17 protein-coding genes and 1 pseudogene are annotated in these 17,446 nt (G+C 62.0%); 7 read left to right on the forward strand and 11 right to left on the reverse strand.

What is annotated here, in order from left to right; translation table 11 throughout:
* Window positions 1-285 precede the first annotated feature (285 nt).
* The 9 genes from EN984_RS38080 to EN984_RS02145 form a co-directional block, all read right to left on the reverse strand.
* Window positions 286-561 carry a hypothetical protein gene (locus EN984_RS38080; protein WP_128361818.1) on the reverse strand — a complete coding sequence of 92 codons (276 nt, stop codon included), beginning with the start codon at window positions 559-561 and terminating at the stop codon, window positions 286-288.
* A gap of 643 nt (window positions 562-1,204) precedes the next feature.
* Entirely contained in the window at window positions 1,205-1,537 is a 333-nt protein-coding gene (locus EN984_RS02110) for a hypothetical protein (RefSeq protein ID WP_127268983.1), read from the reverse strand.
* An 81-nt stretch (window positions 1,538-1,618) separates the two neighbouring features.
* Window positions 1,619-2,734, reverse strand: coding sequence for a substrate-binding domain-containing protein (locus EN984_RS02115; protein ID WP_127268982.1), 1,116 nt, complete (start codon window positions 2,732-2,734; stop codon window positions 1,619-1,621).
* A 65-nt stretch (window positions 2,735-2,799) separates the two neighbouring features.
* Entirely contained in the window at window positions 2,800-3,735 is a 936-nt protein-coding gene (locus EN984_RS02120; RefSeq protein WP_127268981.1) for an SMP-30/gluconolactonase/LRE family protein, read from the reverse strand.
* 28 nt (window positions 3,736-3,763) lie between these two features.
* Window positions 3,764-4,819: an ABC transporter permease gene (locus EN984_RS02125; RefSeq protein ID WP_027036365.1), complete on the reverse strand. Its 1,056-nt coding sequence runs from the start codon at window positions 4,817-4,819 to the stop codon at window positions 3,764-3,766.
* A 19-nt stretch (window positions 4,820-4,838) separates the two neighbouring features.
* Window positions 4,839-6,335 (reverse strand): sugar ABC transporter ATP-binding protein, encoded by a 1,497-nt coding sequence (locus EN984_RS02130; RefSeq protein WP_127271839.1) that lies wholly within the window; start codon window positions 6,333-6,335, stop codon window positions 4,839-4,841.
* Between the two features lie 80 nt (window positions 6,336-6,415).
* On the reverse strand, window positions 6,416-7,300 hold the full coding sequence (locus tag EN984_RS02135; protein WP_127268551.1) for an NAD(P)-dependent oxidoreductase: 885 nt from the start codon (window positions 7,298-7,300) through the stop codon (window positions 6,416-6,418).
* Window position 7,301: 1 nt separating this feature from the next.
* Complete coding sequence (locus tag EN984_RS02140; RefSeq protein ID WP_236383252.1) at window positions 7,302-7,877, reverse strand: gluconokinase; 576 nt, start codon at window positions 7,875-7,877, stop codon at window positions 7,302-7,304.
* The gene (locus tag EN984_RS02145; RefSeq protein ID WP_127268550.1) at window positions 7,846-8,613 is read right to left on the reverse strand and encodes an SDR family oxidoreductase; all 768 of its coding nucleotides are present in this window, start codon (window positions 8,611-8,613) and stop codon (window positions 7,846-7,848) included. The genes EN984_RS02140 and EN984_RS02145 overlap by 32 nt, the downstream gene beginning before the upstream one ends.
* A 129-nt stretch (window positions 8,614-8,742) precedes the next feature.
* Here EN984_RS02145 and EN984_RS02150 point away from each other — a divergent pair, with 129 nt between their 5' ends.
* Entirely contained in the window at window positions 8,743-9,678 is a 936-nt protein-coding gene (locus tag EN984_RS02150; protein ID WP_127268549.1) for a 2-hydroxyacid dehydrogenase, read from the forward strand.
* A gap of 15 nt (window positions 9,679-9,693) precedes the next feature.
* Complete coding sequence (locus EN984_RS02155; protein ID WP_127268548.1) at window positions 9,694-10,725, forward strand: L-idonate 5-dehydrogenase; 1,032 nt, start codon at window positions 9,694-9,696, stop codon at window positions 10,723-10,725.
* 41 nt (window positions 10,726-10,766) lie between these two features.
* Here the strand turns inward: EN984_RS02155 and EN984_RS02160 are convergent, their stop codons facing one another.
* A complete protein-coding gene (locus EN984_RS02160) occupies window positions 10,767-11,186 on the reverse strand; it encodes a heme-binding protein (RefSeq protein WP_127268547.1) in 420 nt (139 codons plus the stop codon).
* 32 nt (window positions 11,187-11,218) lie between these two features.
* Window positions 11,219-12,262: a LacI family DNA-binding transcriptional regulator gene (locus EN984_RS02165; protein ID WP_127268546.1), complete on the reverse strand. Its 1,044-nt coding sequence runs from the start codon at window positions 12,260-12,262 to the stop codon at window positions 11,219-11,221.
* Between the two features lie 769 nt (window positions 12,263-13,031).
* Here EN984_RS02165 and EN984_RS02170 point away from each other — a divergent pair.
* The 5 genes and pseudogenes from EN984_RS02170 to EN984_RS02190 all read left to right on the forward strand — a co-directional run.
* A complete protein-coding gene (locus EN984_RS02170; RefSeq protein ID WP_127271842.1) occupies window positions 13,032-13,736 on the forward strand; it encodes a heme-binding protein in 705 nt (234 codons plus the stop codon).
* Window positions 13,733-15,613: a methanol/ethanol family PQQ-dependent dehydrogenase gene (locus EN984_RS02175; RefSeq protein WP_127271841.1), complete on the forward strand. Its 1,881-nt coding sequence runs from the start codon at window positions 13,733-13,735 to the stop codon at window positions 15,611-15,613. The genes EN984_RS02170 and EN984_RS02175 overlap by 4 nt, the downstream gene beginning before the upstream one ends.
* 58 nt (window positions 15,614-15,671) lie before the next feature.
* A complete protein-coding gene (locus EN984_RS02180; protein ID WP_236383251.1) occupies window positions 15,672-16,463 on the forward strand; it encodes a substrate-binding domain-containing protein in 792 nt (263 codons plus the stop codon).
* The gene (locus EN984_RS02185) at window positions 16,460-16,993 is read left to right on the forward strand and encodes a c-type cytochrome (protein WP_127268117.1); all 534 of its coding nucleotides are present in this window, start codon (window positions 16,460-16,462) and stop codon (window positions 16,991-16,993) included. Before EN984_RS02180 ends, EN984_RS02185 begins: the two co-directional genes overlap by 4 nt.
* A pseudogene (locus EN984_RS02190) lies at window positions 16,990-17,446 on the forward strand (cytochrome c oxidase subunit II); the annotation flags it as partial. The gene EN984_RS02185 and the pseudogene EN984_RS02190, both read left to right, overlap by 4 nt.

Below are 17,446 nucleotides of genomic sequence, written 5' to 3' on the forward strand. Positions count from 1 at the left end.
GTATATGGGATATTATTTTTTTAAGCATATTTAAATCTGATAGTTTAGAAAACAATATTTCAAAAGTGAAGTATTTCTTGTTCTTTCCTTGAAATTTCAGCACACGGTTTCCGCCACGGCAGGCAAGAAACCTGGAGAAGGGGCAAGGCACGAATGTCGCACCAAGCCATCATAACCGCGGCGGGAAGGTCTGATGCACCAGAAGCGGCTTGTCGCACTTGCCGGATACACGGTTGTGTATCTCCGCTGCGCGACTGCGGCACATGGACAAACGGCCGATAGTCTTTATGCGCTAGGCGTCAAGCCCGGCAGGAACAGCATTTCGAAGAAGCCGCCGGGTTGCTGAAGCGTGTCCTTGCTCTTCAGCCGGCAAATACCGACGCGCTTGTTCCGCTGGGTTTCATCGAACTGGGTATCAATGACCCGCCGGCTGCGCGGAGCGCATTTTTGCAAGCGCTGTCCATAGCGCCTGCTTACACCGACGCAACGTTTGGACTGGCCAGCGAGTTCAGAGCCGGCAATCTGCCCAAACCCGCCTATTTGCACGCCATTGTACGCCAAGGCTCTACACAGCTGAGAGGACGCTTTACATCCACGCACAGCCACGTTTCAGTGCCGTCAGATTGTTTTGGAAAGGCGATCGAGGCCGGTAAGGGGTCATTGGCGTAGGCACACTAGCGGAGACGCTACGTGCCGAACCTTTGCCATTGCCGCCGGTCCCCCTACTCCCACTCGATTATTTAAAGACCATATAACCCATTGAAATCACTTTCAAATATTTCCTGAAACGCGGAAAAGAACGACACTAGAACCGTCAGAAAATTACGCTATTGATTTTAAAGAGAAAATCGCAACAAAAAATATTTTGAGGTTTCACCAACTATCGAGAACAATCGGATGATTTTTGCAGCACAACGGCGTCTGGCGGGGCGCGTATGCCGTCTCGAAAAGTACCGTCACCGCTCAGGTTGTGTGCATTTTCGCTTCGAAATCAATGGTCATGGTGGGTCCGGAGGATGTAGCGAGAACGTTGATTTTATTGAATTTTCCTTGGGCAGAAAATCAGAGATCTTCCGCATCGTACCGTATGGTTCCGCGGCCAATGGGCGACGTCTGGTCCGCAGGTTTAAATCTTGGATACGCAACCCCCGATACCGGCATTCGCTGATCGCAGCAATGGGAGCGTTTCCGATCAAGATCTCAATCAGACCGGTGCGTACTCATTTGCCTCGAAAACATGGTGATGCACGCGGCCGGTGAACATCTTCAGCAGTTCACCGGTGACCTCCCGGCTTTTAAATCTTACGTCGGATTGAAGCGCCCGGTTGCAGGTGTCCATGTCCCGATAGCGAATGGCCAGCGCCATCGCGTAGGTGGGCGCGCCTTCGTCGCGCGCCGTACCGTCGAGAACGCGCACTTCCTCAGCGCCGGGAAACTGAGTCCAGAGCGGCACCAGCCGGTCCCTGACGAAGCGCCGGAACTCGCTCTCTTGTCCGGGATGGATTTCACCTTCGAAGAGGGCGTAGCGAATGATCATGGCGAGGCTTTCCTGATTGTGTGCTTGTGACGTCTGTCGGCTTGCGGGCGCATCGGGTGATACGCCCGCCTTGGTGCGTGCTTATTTGCCCCAGATTTTCTTGTACTGGTCGCGGTAGCCATTTTCGGGGTCGAAGGCATTCTTCGGGCCACCGTCGAACTCGACATTGTCGGCCGTCACCACATGCAGCGGCGACAGATAGCCCGACCATTTTTCACCGGCGATGGCGCGGTTCAGTTCGTCGACCAGTTGCCAGCCCTGCAGGTTGAGCGGTTCGGCGACCGTCACCTTCTGGAACTGGCCGGCGCGGATGCGCTGATAGGCCGATTCCGAACCGTCGCCGGCGGCGACATTGATCGGCGCGTCCGTGCCGGCCTTGCCGGCGGCGGCCAGAGAAGGTCCCATGAAGTCGAAATAGAGGTCGTTGATCGCCAGCGAGTGCGTCCAGGCATCGCCGTATTTCTGCAGCAGCGACGTGGTCAGCTGCGGCATGCGCTGCGAGGTCTCGGCGATCGGCGTGTCGACATATTCGAGCACCTTGCCGCCCAGCCGCTCGATTTCGGCCTTCATCATGTCGGCCTTGGCGATGGCGATGGCGTAGGTCGAATCGGTGAAGATCACGACGCCGGGTTTGCCCTTGGCATCGGTGTAGGCCCAGTCGGCCGCAGCCGTGGAGACCTGCATGGCGTCGGTCGAGACATTGGCGAAGACGCCGCTCTTTTCGTCAGGTCCGATCACCGGTCCGGCATGCCAGGAAACCAGCGGGATGCCGGCGGCCTTAGCCTGTTCCAGCGCCGGCGCCTGCTCGACAGCGTCGAAACCGTTAATGACGATGCCATTCGGCTTCAACGCCATCGCCTGGCCGAAGGCGGCGGTGCGGCCACCGATCGAGCCGGCGCCGTCGATCACCTTGACCTCCCAGCCGATCGCCTTGGCTGCCTCCTCTACGCCGGTGGTGACGCCCAGAATGCCGCCGTTCTTGAGGTCACCCGCGAGCACGACGATCGTCTTGCCCGGCTGCGCCTTCGGACCGGTGGTCGGGCCGTCCCAGGCGGTTACTTTCTGCGCATATTTTTCGACCACCGCCATGGCGTCGGCCATCGCGTCTGCGCGTGCGTGGCCGGCGAACAGGACTGGAGCAGCGACGGTCGTGGCCATCAAGGCGACGGATGATTTCAGAAGTGTTCTGCGTTGCATGTTGGTACCTCCCCTGGTTTCAAAAAAGTTATCTGGTCTTTCCGGAACTCGATTTCGGCGCCAGGTCACTGGCTGATCTGCCCAGCCACCGGGCTCAGGCCGGCTGGATGCGCGTTGACATAGATGGAATAGAGCGACGTCTGGGCGGTGATGTAGAGGCGGTTGCGCTTCGGACCGCCGAAGCACAGATTGGAGACGATTTCGGGAACCGGGATGCGCCCGATAAGCGTCCCGTCCGGCGCGTAGACGCGAACCGCGTCGGCGCTCGAGGCCCAGATATTGCCATTGCGATCGACGCGGAACCCGTCGAAGAACCCTGCCTCGCATTCGGCCAGCGTGCCGCGCGACCGCAGCGAGCGTCCGTCCGCAGCGACGTCATAGGTCTTGATCGCACGCGGCAGGCCCTGAACATGGCTTGCGCCGGTATCCGACACGTAGAGGATGCTCTCGTCGGGCGAAAAAGCCAGCCCGTTCGGCTGCACCAGATCGGCGATGACCGCACTCACCTCGCCGGTTGCTTCATCGAACCGGTAGACATGCGATGCGCCGATCTCCGGCCGGGCAATCATGCCTTCATAGTGGCTGTCGATGCCGTAGACTGGATCGGTGAACCAGATCGTCCCATCGGATTTGACCACCACATCGTTGGGCGAATTGAGCCGCTTGCCGTCGATGGTTTCGACAAGCGGCTGCCAGCGCCCATCATGTTCGAGCCGGGAGACGCGACGGCCGCGATGCTCGCAGGCGACGACGCGGCCTTGGCCATCGAGCGTGTGGCCGTTCTGGTTGTTGCAAGGGGTTTCGAAGACACTGACCGAACCGTCGCTTTCGTCGTAGCGCAGCAGCCTGTCGTTGGGGATGTCCGACCACAGCAAATGCTTTGCCGCGGGAACATAGACCGGCCCCTCGGCCCAGCGGCTGCCGGTCCACAGCCGTTCGAGCTTGGCATGCCCGATCGTCAGCTTTCGGAAGCGGTCGTCCAGAATCTCGTAGTCGCTCATTTCATGGATCCCGGGATGGTTCGGCTGGTCACTTCGAGGACTGCTCTGCGGTCTTGGTCCTGGCCCTGTGCGCCGCGCCGCGCTTGCGCTGGGCGTAGCCGGCAATACCGATGGCGACGAGCAGCGTCACGCCGTTGAACAGCGGTTCGACGAAGAAAGAGCCGCCGAACTGCTGGATGCCGGAAATGCCGACCGCCAGGATGACGACGCCCGTCATCGTGCCCCAGACATTGACGCGTCCAGGCTTGATGGTGGTCGAGCCGAGAAAGGCGCCGACCAGGGCCGGCAGAAGATATTCCAGCCCGACGCTGGCCTGGCCGATGCGCAGCTTGGAGGCGAGCAGGACGCCTGTCAGTGCCGTCAGGAAACCCGACGAAATGAAGGCGCCGATGACGAAGCGGCGCACCGGAATGCCGTTCAGCGCAGCAGCCTTCGGATTGGCGCCGATGGCATAGACGTAGCGGCCGATCGGCAGATATTCGAGGATGATCCACAGCGAGACGGCAATCGCCAAGACATAGAGGCCGGTGATCGGCAGGCCGAACACCATCGTGCCGTTGAGCGCATAGAAGCCGTCGGGCAACACGCCGACGACCTGCCGCCCGCCAGTGTGCCAGAGCGCCAGAGCGTAGAGCACGGTGCCGGTGCCGAGCGTGGCGATGAAGGAGTCGATGCGGGCGACTTCCACCAGCAGTCCGTTGAGGAAGCCGGTTGCAGCGCCGAGAAGCAGCACGACGATCACCGCCAGCGGCCACGGAACGCCGAACATGGTCTGCAGGCTGATGGCAAGGATGTGCCACAGCACGATGCCGTAGCCGACGGTGAGGTCGATGCGCCCGGACGCCATCGGAATCATCGCCGCGAGCGACAGCAGGGCGATGATCGCCTTGTCGGAGATGATCGAGCGCAAATTGAGCAGGGTCGGAAAGGTGTTCGGCAGCAGGATCGAAAACAACAGGATGAGCAGCGCCGTCAGGATCACCAGCCCGTAGACCGGCAGCAGCCGGACGATCTTCTGCCCCAAAGGCAAACCCGCCATTTCGCCACGGGTTGGTTCAAGTGCACTGGATTCGATCGATTGCATGGGTTCGCTCCCAGAAAATTCAGGCGGCTTCGGAAGCCGATGCCGCAATGATCACGGCGGATGTGGTCAGGTCGTTGCCGGTGAGTTCGCGCACGATCTGTCCGCGCGAAAACACCAAGGCGCGGTGGCAGATATGGGCGATCTCCTCGAAATCGGTCGACACCACGACCACAGCGAGGCCGGCTTCAAGTGCGCGGCCGATCAGCCGGTAGATCTCGGCCTTGGCGCCGACATCGACGCCGGCAGTGGGGTCCTCGGCGATCAGCAATGTGCGGCCGGTGTGGAGCCAGCGCCCGACGACCACCTTTTGCTGGTTTCCGCCCGAAAGCGCTTCGATGGGCAGGTTCGGATCGTTGGGGCGCAGCCCGACCGAGCCGCCGATCACTTGCGCCAGCGCAGCCTCCTTGTGAGGCGCCAGGAATGAGAACAGGCCGCGCTTGCCGGCACCGGGATTGAGAAAACTGTTCTCGCGGATCGACAAGGAGGCCGCGATGGATTCCTCCGTCCGGTCGCGGGCGATTAGGCCGACGCCGGCCGCCATCGCCGCGATCGGGCTCGATAGATCGGGCATAGCGCCATTGATCGTCACCGAACCGGAAAAGGCCTGGCAGCCGAACAGCGTGCGGCCGACCAATTCCTGTCCGGCGCCGCGCAATCCGACCAGACCGAGCAGCTCTCCCTTGCGCACGTCGAACGACACCGGACCGGCGCCGGCGCAGACCAGGTCGCGAACAGCGCACACCGTCTCGCCGGCCTGCGTCTCAGCCTTGCTGAAAACCTGGCTTACCGGACGGCCGACGATCATCTCGACCAGCTCGTCCGGCTTGGTCTCGGCGACCTTCTTCTGGCCAACCAGCCTGCCGTCGCGCAGCACGGCAACGCGGTCGGCGATGCGGAAAATCTCGTCGAGGCGATGCGAGACATAGATCATGCCGACACCGCGCTGCTTGAGCGGGCGGATGGCGTCGAACAGGCGATCGACCTCGTCGGCCGGGAGACTGGCGGTCGGCTCATCGAGCACCAGAACATCGGCCTCGGTGGCCAGAGCGCGGGCGATGGCGACCAGCGATTTTTCGGTACGCGTTAGATCCTGGACGCGCGTCGTCGGATCGAAATCGCAGCCGACAAGCTTCAGCGCCTCGTGCGCCCGCTTTTCGGTGGAGCGCCAGTCGATGAGACCGGAGCGCAGCGAAAATCCCTGCGCGAGGCCGACATTTTCGCCGACCGTCATCCACTCGATCAGGCCGAGATCCTGGTGAATGAAGGCGACGGATTGGCGCTGGTTCGGCCGCGGCGGGCGATGATGATAAGGCTCGCCGCGAAACAGGATGCTGCCGCCATCGGGACGGTAGATGCCGGCAAGCGTCTTGATCAGCGTCGACTTACCGGCGCCGTTCTCGCCGAGCAGTGCCAGGATCTCGCCCTTGTGCAGATCGAGCGACACGTCGGAGAGCGCGCGGGTGCCGCCGAACTCCTTGGTAATCGACTTGAATTCGATCAATTTTTCCTCAGACACAAGCGTTCCTCCCAAGATCGCCAAATGATGTTATCGATAACATTTCTGAGCGTCAAGCGACAAAGTCCAGGGCTCGCCGCTCAGCTGGTCTTGCCGTCGAGCAGGCGCATCATTTCAGCCGAATCCTTAGACCCCAGCCCGGCCGCGCAGAGCAGGCGATGGATCTCGACCACCTGCCCGGTCATCGGCATCGGCGTCTTGGTCTTCAGCGCAAAGGCCTGCAGCGAATCGAGGTCCTTCAGCATGTTGTCGATGCGTCCGGTGGCTGAAAAATCGCGAGCGGCAAACTTTGCCATGAACTCCTGCATGATGCTGGAATCGGCCCTGCCGCCCTTCAGCGCCGCCGGGATGGCCTTGGGATCGACGCCGCCGGCTTCGGCGAGTTTCACCGCTTCGGCGACGGCCTGGAACAGCACCGCGCAGAAAAGCTGGTTGATCAGCTTGGTTGTCTGCCCTGCCCCGCTCGGCCCCATCAGCGTGTAGTTGGCGCAGAGATGCCGCATCACCGTGCGCGCGTGTTCGAAGTCTGCCGCCTCGCCGCCCGCCATGACGGTCAGCCGGCCGGCGAGCGCACCGGGAACGCCGCCCGACAGCGGACAGTCGAGCCATTTCATGCCGGTCTCGGCAAAGAGCTTCTTCGCCATCTCAGCGGTGTCGGCCGGGTCGATCGACGACATGTCGATCAGCAGCTTTTCGGACGACGCCGCAGCCGCGACACCGCCGTCGCCAAACACCACCGAACGCACGATATCGGCATGGTTGAGGCTGAGGATGACGAAGCTGCTGGCGTGTGTCGCCTCGGCGACAGACGCGGCGGCTGCCGCACCCTTCGCGGTCAGGGCGGCAACCTTGGCCTTGTCCAGATCGAACATCGTGACGGTCTGCTTGGTCTCGATCAGGCGGGTGGCAATCGCCGATCCCATGATGCCGGCGCCGACAACGGCGATTTGTGCTGCTTCTGTCATGTCAACGTGCCTCTCTCTTTGTCCCGGCAGCGGGTGCGACACTGAGAGTGCCCAGCCCCTCCAAAGCCGCGTCGACTATGCTGTAGACCGGAGCGTTGATATCCACGGTGACCACTAGCTTCTCACCATCCGGATTTTCCAGCGCAGCGAATTGGCTATCGAGCAGCGCCGGCGGAAAGAAATGGCCGCCACGCTCGGCGAGTCTGGCTTGCAGCAGCGCGCGCGACCCCTCCAAGAATATGAAAACCGCCGACCCGCCCACCGCATGGCGAAGCCGATCACGGTAGGATTCCTTCAGCGCTGAGCAGCTTACGACAAGCCCACGGCCCTCCTCGTTCGCCTGGCGCAAGGCTGCACCCACCAGATCCAGCCACGGCCAGCGATCGTCATCGGCGAGCGGGATGCCGGCCGACATCTTTTCGACATTGCCGGGCGGATGCAGCGTGTCGCCTTCGATGAAGGGGAGGCCGAGCCGCTCCGCAATCTCGACTCCGATTCTGGTCTTGCCGCAGCCGCTGACACCCATCACGACGATGAGTGCGGGCTCAAAGACAGGTCGTGATGCCGCCATCGACATAGAGCGTGTGTCCGTTGACAAAGGATGAGGCCGGTCCGGCCAGGAAGACTGCCGCGCCGATCAGTTCGCCGACATCGCCCCAGCGTCCGGCCGGCGTTCGGTTGGTCAGCCATGTCGAAAATTCGGGATTGTCGACCAGCGCCTGGTTGAGCGGCGTCTTGAAATAGCCCGGCGCGATGGAATTGATCTGCAGGCCATGCTTGGCCCAGTCGGCGCACATGCCGCGCGTCAGATTGCGCACCGCTCCCTTCGTGGCGGTATAGGGCGCGATGTTCGTGCGGGCCAACTCGCTTTGTACCGAGGCGATGTTGATGATCTTGCCGCACTTGCGCGCAATCATGTACCGCGCCACCGCCTGCCCGACGAAAAACACGCTGGAGATGTTGGTGCGCAGCAGCTCGTCCCATTTGTCCGCAGGGAAGTCCTCGAGCGGCATACGAAACTGCATGCCGGCATTGTTGATCAAAATGTCGATGGCGCCGATCGTCGCCTCGATCTCGGCGACGCCTTTGACGACCGCAGCGTGATCGGTCACGTCGAAGACCGCCACGCGAGCCTTGTATCCCCGGGCCACCAGCGCATCGGCAGCGGCCGCGACTTTTTCAGCGTTGCGCCCGTTCAGCACGATTTCGGCGCCGTGCTGCGCCAGCCCCTCTGCCAGCGCCAGGCCGATCCCCTGACCCGAGCCGGTGACCAGCGCCCGCATGCCGGTCAAATCGAACAACGAACTGCTCATGCGCTCCTCCTGAGGACTGTCCCCTGAAGCGGATATGATTTCCACCGCGCCGCCGCCAGTGCCTATTGACATGAATGTTATCGATAACATAGTCAATGGGAAAAATGAACTTGCTGAGGAGACGACGCCATGACCGATATATTGATGACCGGCCCCTATCCGGATTGGGACATGGAAGACCTCGAGGCGAGATATCGCGTTCACAAGCTCTGGCAGGCGGAGGACAAGGACGCGCTTATCGCAAGCCGAGCTGGCGCGATTCGTGCCATCGCAACGCGCGGCGAGCTTGGGGCAAGTGCGGCGCTGATGGCGAAACTGCCGAAGCTTGAAATCGTCTCCTGCTATGGCGTCGGCACCGACGCCATCGACCTTGCTTACGCCAGGGCAAACGGCATCCGCGTCACCAACACGCCTGACGTGCTGACCGAGGACGTGGCCGATATCGGCATCGGGCTGCTGCTGGCAGTGGCGCGCAAGATCCCGCAGGCCGACGCCTACGTCCGCGATGGCAGCTGGCGCAAGGCCAACATGCCGCTGGTGACGCGCGTTTGCGGGAAAAGGCTGGGCATTGTCGGCATGGGCCGCGTCGGCGCGGCGGTGGCCAGGCGCGCCGCAGCCTTCGACTGCGCTGTCGCCTATTTCGACGTGCGTAAGCGCGATGACTTGCCCTACGCATTCGTTGGCGATCTGGTCGAACTGGCGCGACAGAGTGAATTCATGATTGTGACGCTCGCTGGCGGCGACAGCACGAAGCACATCATCGATGCGGATGTTCTGGCTGCACTCGGGCCTGACGGCATCGTCATAAATATTTCGCGCGGCAGCACGGTTGACGAGACCGCGTTGCTCGCGGCCCTGGAATCCAGTGCCATAAAGGGCGCCGGCCTTGACGTGTTCTGGAACGAGCCAACGATCGACGATCGCTTCCTGAAGCTTTCCAATGTCGTGCTGCAACCGCACCACGCCAGCGGCACGGTGGAGACCCGCAAGGCAATGGGTCAGCTCGTTCGCGACAATCTCGCGGCCCATTTCGGCGGACAGACCTTGCTGACACCGGTCGTTTGAGAAAGAGATTCCATCATGAAGTCGATCGTCATCCACGCGATAAAAGACCTGCGGATAGAGGAGACCGATCCGGGCTCCCCCGGCGCCGGACAGGTCGAGATCGCGGTCGAAGCCGGCGGCATCTGCGGCTCGGACCTGCACTACTATAACCATGGCGGCTTCGGCGCGATTCGCCTGCGCGAACCGATGATCCTCGGCCACGAGGTTGCCGGCACAGTAAAGGTCATCGGCGGCGGCGTTTCCACACTCGCTGTCGGCGACCGCGTCGCGATCTCGCCCAGCCGACCCTGCAACGCCTGCCGCTACTGCCTGCAAGGCATGCAGAACCAATGCCTCAACATGCGCTTCTATGGCAGCGCCATGCCGATGCCCCATATACAAGGGGCGTTCCGCCAGCGCCTGATCGCGGAGGCGTGGCAATGTCATAAAATCGCCGACCATATCTCCATCAACGAGGCCGCTTTCGCCGAGCCTTTTGCGGTTACGCTGCATGCCCTGAACCGCGCCGGCTCGCTGCTCGGCAAACGCGTTCTGGTCACCGGCTGCGGGCCGATCGGCGCGCTTTGCATCCTGGCAGCCAGAGCCCACGGCGCGCGCGAAATCATCGTCACCGACGTCATGGATGCCGTGCTGGAAAAGGCTCGGGAGATCGGCGCTGACCGCACCATCAATGTCGCCACCGACGCCGACAAGCTCGCTGCCTATAACATCGAAAAGGGCAGTTTCGACGTGATGTTCGAATGCTCCGGCAACGAGCGCGCGGCACGGGCCGGACTCGACGTGCTGAAGCCGCGCGGCGTGCTGATGCAGCTCGGCCTTGGCGGCGACGTGTCTCTCCCGCAGAACCTGATCGTCGCCAAAGAGATCGAGATGCGCGGCAGCTTCCGTTTTCACGAGGAATTCGCGCTCGCCGTCGACCTGATCAACCACCGCCGGGTGGATGTCAAACCGCTGCTATCAGGCATCTATCCGCTCGACGAGGCGGTTACCGCTTTCGAGATCGCTGGTGACCGCAACAGGTCGATGAAGGTCCAGATCGCGTTCTGAAGATCCTTCGGATGCGCTGGAAGCGCATCAACACATCGCCTTTAAATCGCGTCGGCGCCGATCGCCGCCAGCGCGGCGCGTGCCACGTCGAAATCCTGCTCGCCGGTTCCCGAACCGACACCGATGGCGCCCGCCAGGCGGCCATCGAAGCGGATCGGCAGGCCGCCAGGCAAATTGGTCACGCCGCCCTGTGAGGCGATCCCAGCCAAGGTTGCTGCTTCGGGCGCCATGCCGCCGGTGGCGGCGTTGATCGACGCCGCCGTGCGCGCCTTTGCCCGCGCCGTGTGCAGGCTCAGGAACCGTGCGCCGTCCATACGCAGGCTGGCGATGGTCTCGCCGCTTGCATCGACAACCACAAGACATTGCGGCACCCCTATCGTGACGGCGCGTGCGGCTCCGGCAGCCACGGCTTTCAACGCGCCGTCATGCGTGAGGCTGATGGTCTTTCGAAACATCGCTATGCCTTTACTGTTTTGGAATTTGCTGAAGGAGTTCAGGTGCTTTCGCGCTCGACGACGCGATACCCGGTCAGGATGATTTCCTGTTCGTGCTTCTTTTCGCCGCCGCGGATGATCTGGATAAGCCTGCGGGCAGCTTGTTGTCCGATGCCATAGCAGTCCACGTTCACGGTTGTGATGCCGGGATGGCAGAAGGCGGCAACCTCATAGTCGCCAAAGCCGGCAATGGCGATGTCCTGCGGGACCCGCATTCCACGACGCTTGCATTCCATCAGCGCGCCAAAGGCCGAGAGATCGGAAACGCAGAGCACGGCCTCGGTGTCCGGCCAGCGTTCCAGCATGCTCACAACCGCCTGGCCACCTTGTTCGATGGAGATCGGTGGCACGCCGAAGGAGACAAGCCGGCCGGTCGGCAGGCCGAGTTCCTCGATGGCTCGGACAAAGCCTTCGCGCCGCTGGCTGCCGCGCGTGTCGCGCGAGGTCGTGCCACCGATGTAGCCGAATTTTCGATAGCCTTTCCTGGCCAGCGTTTTGACGAGAAGCCCCATCGCCTCTTCGTTGGAGAACCCGACCACCTGATCGATGGGTTTCGACGGCAACTCCCAGGTTTCGACTACCGGGATGCCCGCGTTATCAAGAAGGCGGCGGGCGCGCTCCGTATGGGCTCCTCCAGTCATTATGATGCCTTCCGGCCGTCGGCGGAGCATCGCTTCGATCAGCTTTTCCTCCTTCTCGACCGTGTAGTCGGTGTAGCCGAGAAGAAGCTGGAGTCCCGTGCTCTCCAGTTCATCCGTAATACCGCGCGCCGTGTCGGCGAAGTTGGAATTGTTGAGCGATGGAACCATTGCAGCAACAAATCCAGTCTTGCGCGAGGACAGGGTACCGGCTGACTGGTCGAGCACGTAACCAAGCTCGTTGACCGCAGCCATGATCTTTTCCCGCGTCGCCTTGGAAACCCGGCTGCCCTCTTTCAGGGCGCGTGAAACGGTCATGGTGGACACACCTGCCCGCAGCGCCACGTCAACCATAGTTGGCGCATGGCTTTCGAGGGGCCTAGATGAGGCAGCCTTGGCCATCATGCCGCTCCACCGGCCGGCTGAGGCCTGCCCAAGGGAAGCGCTAGACGTTCGGTCACAAGGTCTCTGCGGCGTCCTGCATCGATCATGAGCCACCCCTTGGAATCAAACTCCACGCGAAGGACATGTTATCGATACCATCTGAACAAGACAACGACCATATGTGTCTAGGTATTGTCATGAGCACTGGGTGACGGTTCTTTTCTCGAACGTTGAGTCGCGTACGAAAATTACCGTCAAAGCACCGTCAGATGGATCTGCTGCCCTTACACCCAGATTTGCACGAGGCCAAAGAAATCAGCGACTTAGGCAATCGAAGACTTCAGTTGATAATGTGGGTCCGATTGTGAATGAGATGAACCGCAAACCGTTGGTTTTTCTGCGAAAAACCACTACGAAGCACTCCGGACTACGCTAACCCCTCATTGCCGGGTGGATCGTCCGTATGGTCCCGCAACCGCTCCGCTTCTCCGATAATGCCAAGTGCTTACTAGGTGCGATGAGCCGGCAGCCGGCGGGACAGACGGCAACCTTGCCATTCACCGGACGGGAACTGTGCATTTTTTCCAAAAGCAGGAACATACCTGCATCGCCCAAGTTAGACATCGACGGCATTGGATCACGGATTCTTTCTCGCATTCTCCAGTCTGACAGAGTGCTCCATGATTCTTTGATGCTCGAACCAATGGGCAGGACAATGTACCGCTGTCAGCTTTTCTTATCTGCCTTTGGCCTGGTGTTGGCGGGTGGCCTGTCCCCACAGGGCCAAGCCATGGCACAGGCGCCCTGCCCGGCCCACCACGATAAGCTGCTCGCTGTCCTCAAGGCCAATGTGAAAGCGAGCGGCGGACCTGCCAACGGAGGCTTTGAGACTAACGAATGGGCGGCTGTCGTTGCCCGCGACGGCGCCGTGTGCGCGATCGCTTTCAGCGGTCCCACCGCCGATTCCCAATGGCCAGGCAGTCGCCTCGTCGCGGCAGAGAAGGCCAATACGGCCAATGGGCTCAGCTTGGCGCAAATGGCCCTATCGACGGCCAATCTCTACGCGGGGGCGCAACCTGGCGGGCCGCTTTTCGGCTTGCAGGAGACCAATCCGGTTAACCAGGCCGCGGCCTATGCGGGCGATCCCAAAACGTTCGGAAGCGCCAGCGATCCCCTTGTCGGCAAGCCGATTGGAGGCGTCGTTGTGTTTGGCGGCGGGCTTGCCCTCTATGACGGCAAGAGCATCGTCGGAGGGATCGGGGTCTCCGGAGATTCCTCATGCGCCGATCACAATGTCGCCTGGCGTGTTCGCGCGGCGCTCGGCCTCGACAAGGTTCCCGCCGGGGTCAATCCCAATCGCAAGGACGCCATCGTCTACGATCTCGATCCCGGCGGCAAAAGCGCCTCGGGTTGGGGCCATCCGCTTTGTGCCGGTACCGAGGCTGACATCGCGGCGGCGCTCGGCGCCGGCGTGGGAGGCTCGATCCACAAATGAAAGGCACGCTGCACCCGGCACCGGCGCGCGTTGACGCAGGACGAGGCGCCCGCGCATTGGCGACCGAGAATTCTTTTCGCACCTGCATACTCTCGGTGATGCTGCTGGCATGCGGCCCATTCCTGAGCGGTGCCTCGGAGCCGCCATCGGCGGCGGCTATTGCGCCGCCCGCCGCCGCCGCGCCACCCGATGACGGGCAATGGACAATGCCGGCCAAGAACTACGCGTCGACCCGCTTCAGCGACCTGACCGAGATCAACGAAGGCAACGTCAAGAACCTGCAGGTCGCCTTCACCTTCTCCACCGGCGTGAACAAGGGCCAGGAAGCAGCGCCGCTGGTTGTCGGCAACATCATGTACATCGTCACGCCCTTTCCCAACATCGTCTACGCGCTCGACCTTTCCAGGCCCGGCGCGCCGATGAAGTGGAAGTACGAGCCCAACCCCGAGCCGGCGGCACAAGGGGTGGCCTGCTGCGATGTCGTCAACCGCGGCGCGGCCTTCGCCGACGGGCGCATCTTCTTCAACACGCTGGACGGCCACACGATCGCCCTCGACGCCAACACAGGCAAACCGATCTGGAACGCTCATATCGGCAACATCAACATCGGCGAGACCATCACCATGGCTCCGCTGGTGGTGAAGGGCAAAGTTTTGGTCGGCAATTCCGGCGGCGAAATGGGCGTCCGCGGCTGGGTCAAGGCGCTGGATGCCGGAGACGGGCATATTGTCTGGACGGCTTATGGCACTGGACCCGACAAGGATGTGCTGATCGGCCCGGACTTCAAGCCCCACTATGACATGGACAAGGGCACAGACCTTGGCGTGACGACATGGCCGCCGGAAGCCTGGAAGATCGGCGGCGGCAATATGTGGGGCTGGATCTCCTACGATCCGGACTTGAACTTGATTTTCCACGGCACAGGCAATCCAGGACCGTGGAATCCGGATTTGCGGCCCGGCGACAACAAATGGACGTCCGGTATTTTCGCGCGTGATCCCGATACCGGAGCGGCGAAGTGGTTCTATCAGTGGAGCCCGCATGACCTCCATGACTATGACGGCATCAACGAGCAGATCCTTTTGGACATGACCTGGCAAGGCAAGCCGCGCAAGGTCCTCGTCCGACCGGAACGCAACGGCTACCTCTATATCCTCGATCGGACCACTGGCGAGGTGCTGTCGGCCACAGCCTATGGCCCGGTCAATTCCAGCAAGGGCGTCGACCTGAAGACCGGCCGCCTGATTGCAAACCCCGACAAGAGAACCGGCACCGGCAAGGTGGTGCGAGACATTTGCCCGACAGCGTCCGGCCTCAAGGACTGGCAGCCATCGGCCTTTTCGCCGAGGACCGGCCTGCTCTACATCCCCCACAACAATCTCTGCATGGATGAAGAAGGCGTCGAGGTAAACTACATCGCAGGCACGCCCTATGTCGGCATGAACGTACGCATGATCCCCGGGCCGGGCGGCAATCGTGGTGCCTTCACCGCCTGGGATGTTGCCGCCGCCAAGCCGGCCTGGGTCCTGAAGGAGAACTTTCCGGTGTGGAGCGGCACCGTCGTCACTGCCGGCGATGTCGTCTTTTACGGCACCATGGAAGGCTGGTTCAAGGCGGTCAGCGCCAGGACTGGCGACCTCCTTTGGCAATTCAAGACATCGTCCGGCATCATCGGCCAGCCGATAACCTATCGCGGCCCCGATGGGCACCAATATGTCGCAATTCTGTCAGGCGTCGGTGGCTGGGCCGGTGCCATCGTTTCCGGCGACCTCGACCCACGCGATGCCACCGCGGCACTTGGCTTCGTCAACGCGATGAAGGATCTAAAGAACGCTACCACGGCGGGAGGCACGCTTTATGTGTTCCGGCTGCCTTGATGGATCGGACTTGACCGTACGTCCGGCGCGAAAGGCGTTCCAACGGGTGGCGATCGGCATGGCCGGGCTCGCCTTGTTGCTCTTGCCGGCTATTGCCAGTCCACGTGAGTTGAGAGTGTGCGCCGACCCGAACAACATGCCGTTTTCCAACGCGGCCGGTCAAGGCTTCGAGAACAGGATCGCGGAAATTATCGCCACTGATCTCGGCGCCAAGCTGACGTACACTTGGTGGGCGCAGCGGCGTGGCTTCATCCGCAACACGCTGAAGGCAGGCCTTTGCGATCTCGTGCCCGGCACGCCTGCCAATCTCGAAATGCTGCGCACGACCACGCCTTACTACCGTTCGTCTTATGTCTTCGTAACCCGCCAGGACGGCCCGGACGTGGCCTCCTTCAACGACCCGCGGTTGCAAGAATTGCGTATCGGTGTTCAGCTCATCGGCGACGACGGCGCCAACTCGCCGCCTGTCCAGGCGCTTGGCCGCCGCGGCATCGTCGGGCACCTCATCGGCTACCCCGTCTATGGCGACTACTCCGCTCCCAACCCTCCGGCGCGCATCGTCGAAGCTGTTGCGAACGGCGAGATCGATCTTGCCGTGGTTTGGGGTCCGCTCGCCGGCTATTTCGCCGAGAGGCAAAAGGTGTCGCTCCGGATCACGCCGGTCACGCCTCGCATCGACGGACCGCAACTGCCGCTAATGTACGACATCTCAATGGGTGTTCGGCGCGAGGACGATGCGCTGCGTGGCGATGTGAATAGCGCGCTTGCCAGACACAAGGCCGAGATCGACGCGGTTCTGGCGCAATACGGCGTACCGCGTCTGGACATGGCCGGGAGTCCGGCGCGATGAGGCAGGCTCTGGCGATGTTACTGCCCTTGACGCTGGCCCTGGTCGCCTGCCAGCGCGAGGAGCGCGACACGCGACCGCAATCGGCACTCGGCTCAGGTGAGCAGCCGACGCCCGTGACCACGTTGGAGCCGGGCGGACAGCGACCCTCCCCCACCGATAACAAGGCGGCGAGCTTCGAGGCCAACGCCTTCCACATGAGCGAGGGCAAACGCCTGTTCGGCTGGTTCAACTGCTCGGGCTGCCATGCCAATGGCGGTGGCGGCATGGGCCCGGCGCTCATGGACGAGAAGTGGCTCTACGGCAGCTCGATCGAAAGCATCCACGCCACGATCCGCGACGGCAGGCCGAACGGGATGCCGAGCTTCGGCCAGAAGATACCCGATGACCAGATATGGGAGCTGGCGGCATATGTGCGTGCACTGGGCGGCAACGCGCCCTCCTCCGCCGCGCCGCAACGCAATGACGGCATGATGGTGCATCCCTCGGAAAACCGTCTGCCGGATGCCGCGACACTGGGCAAATCACCGTGAAGCGCCCGGCCTCGGTGGCCTTCGCCCTCTGTGTCCTGCTTCTTCTGCAGGGATGCGCAGGCTGGCAGTCGGCGCTGGATCCGAAAGGCCCCGCAGCCGGCGAGTTGGCTTGGCTGATCTGGTTCTTCACCGCGCTTTGCGCGGTTGTGTGGGTGCTGGTGATGATCGCTCTCGCAGCACCGCTGGTTATGCGATCGCGTCCCGGCGATGAACCCCTCTTACTCGACGAAGCGGCCGAACGCCGCAAGATGCGCGTGGTCGCGTCCGCCGTCGGGCTGACCGCCATCATCCTGATCGGACTGACGCTGCTAAGCTTTTTCGCCAACAGGACGCTGGCTGCGATAGGCTCGGAGGCTGTGCTGACAATCAGGGTGACCGGGCACCAGTGGTGGTGGGAGTTGCGCTACGAGGATGCTACGCCGAGCCGTATCCTGACGACGGCAAACGAGATCC

Origin of the sequence: Mesorhizobium sp. M7A.F.Ca.CA.004.12.1.1 (assembly GCF_003997835.1) — a bacterium.
Classification (GTDB): Bacteria; Pseudomonadota; Alphaproteobacteria; order Rhizobiales; family Rhizobiaceae; genus Mesorhizobium.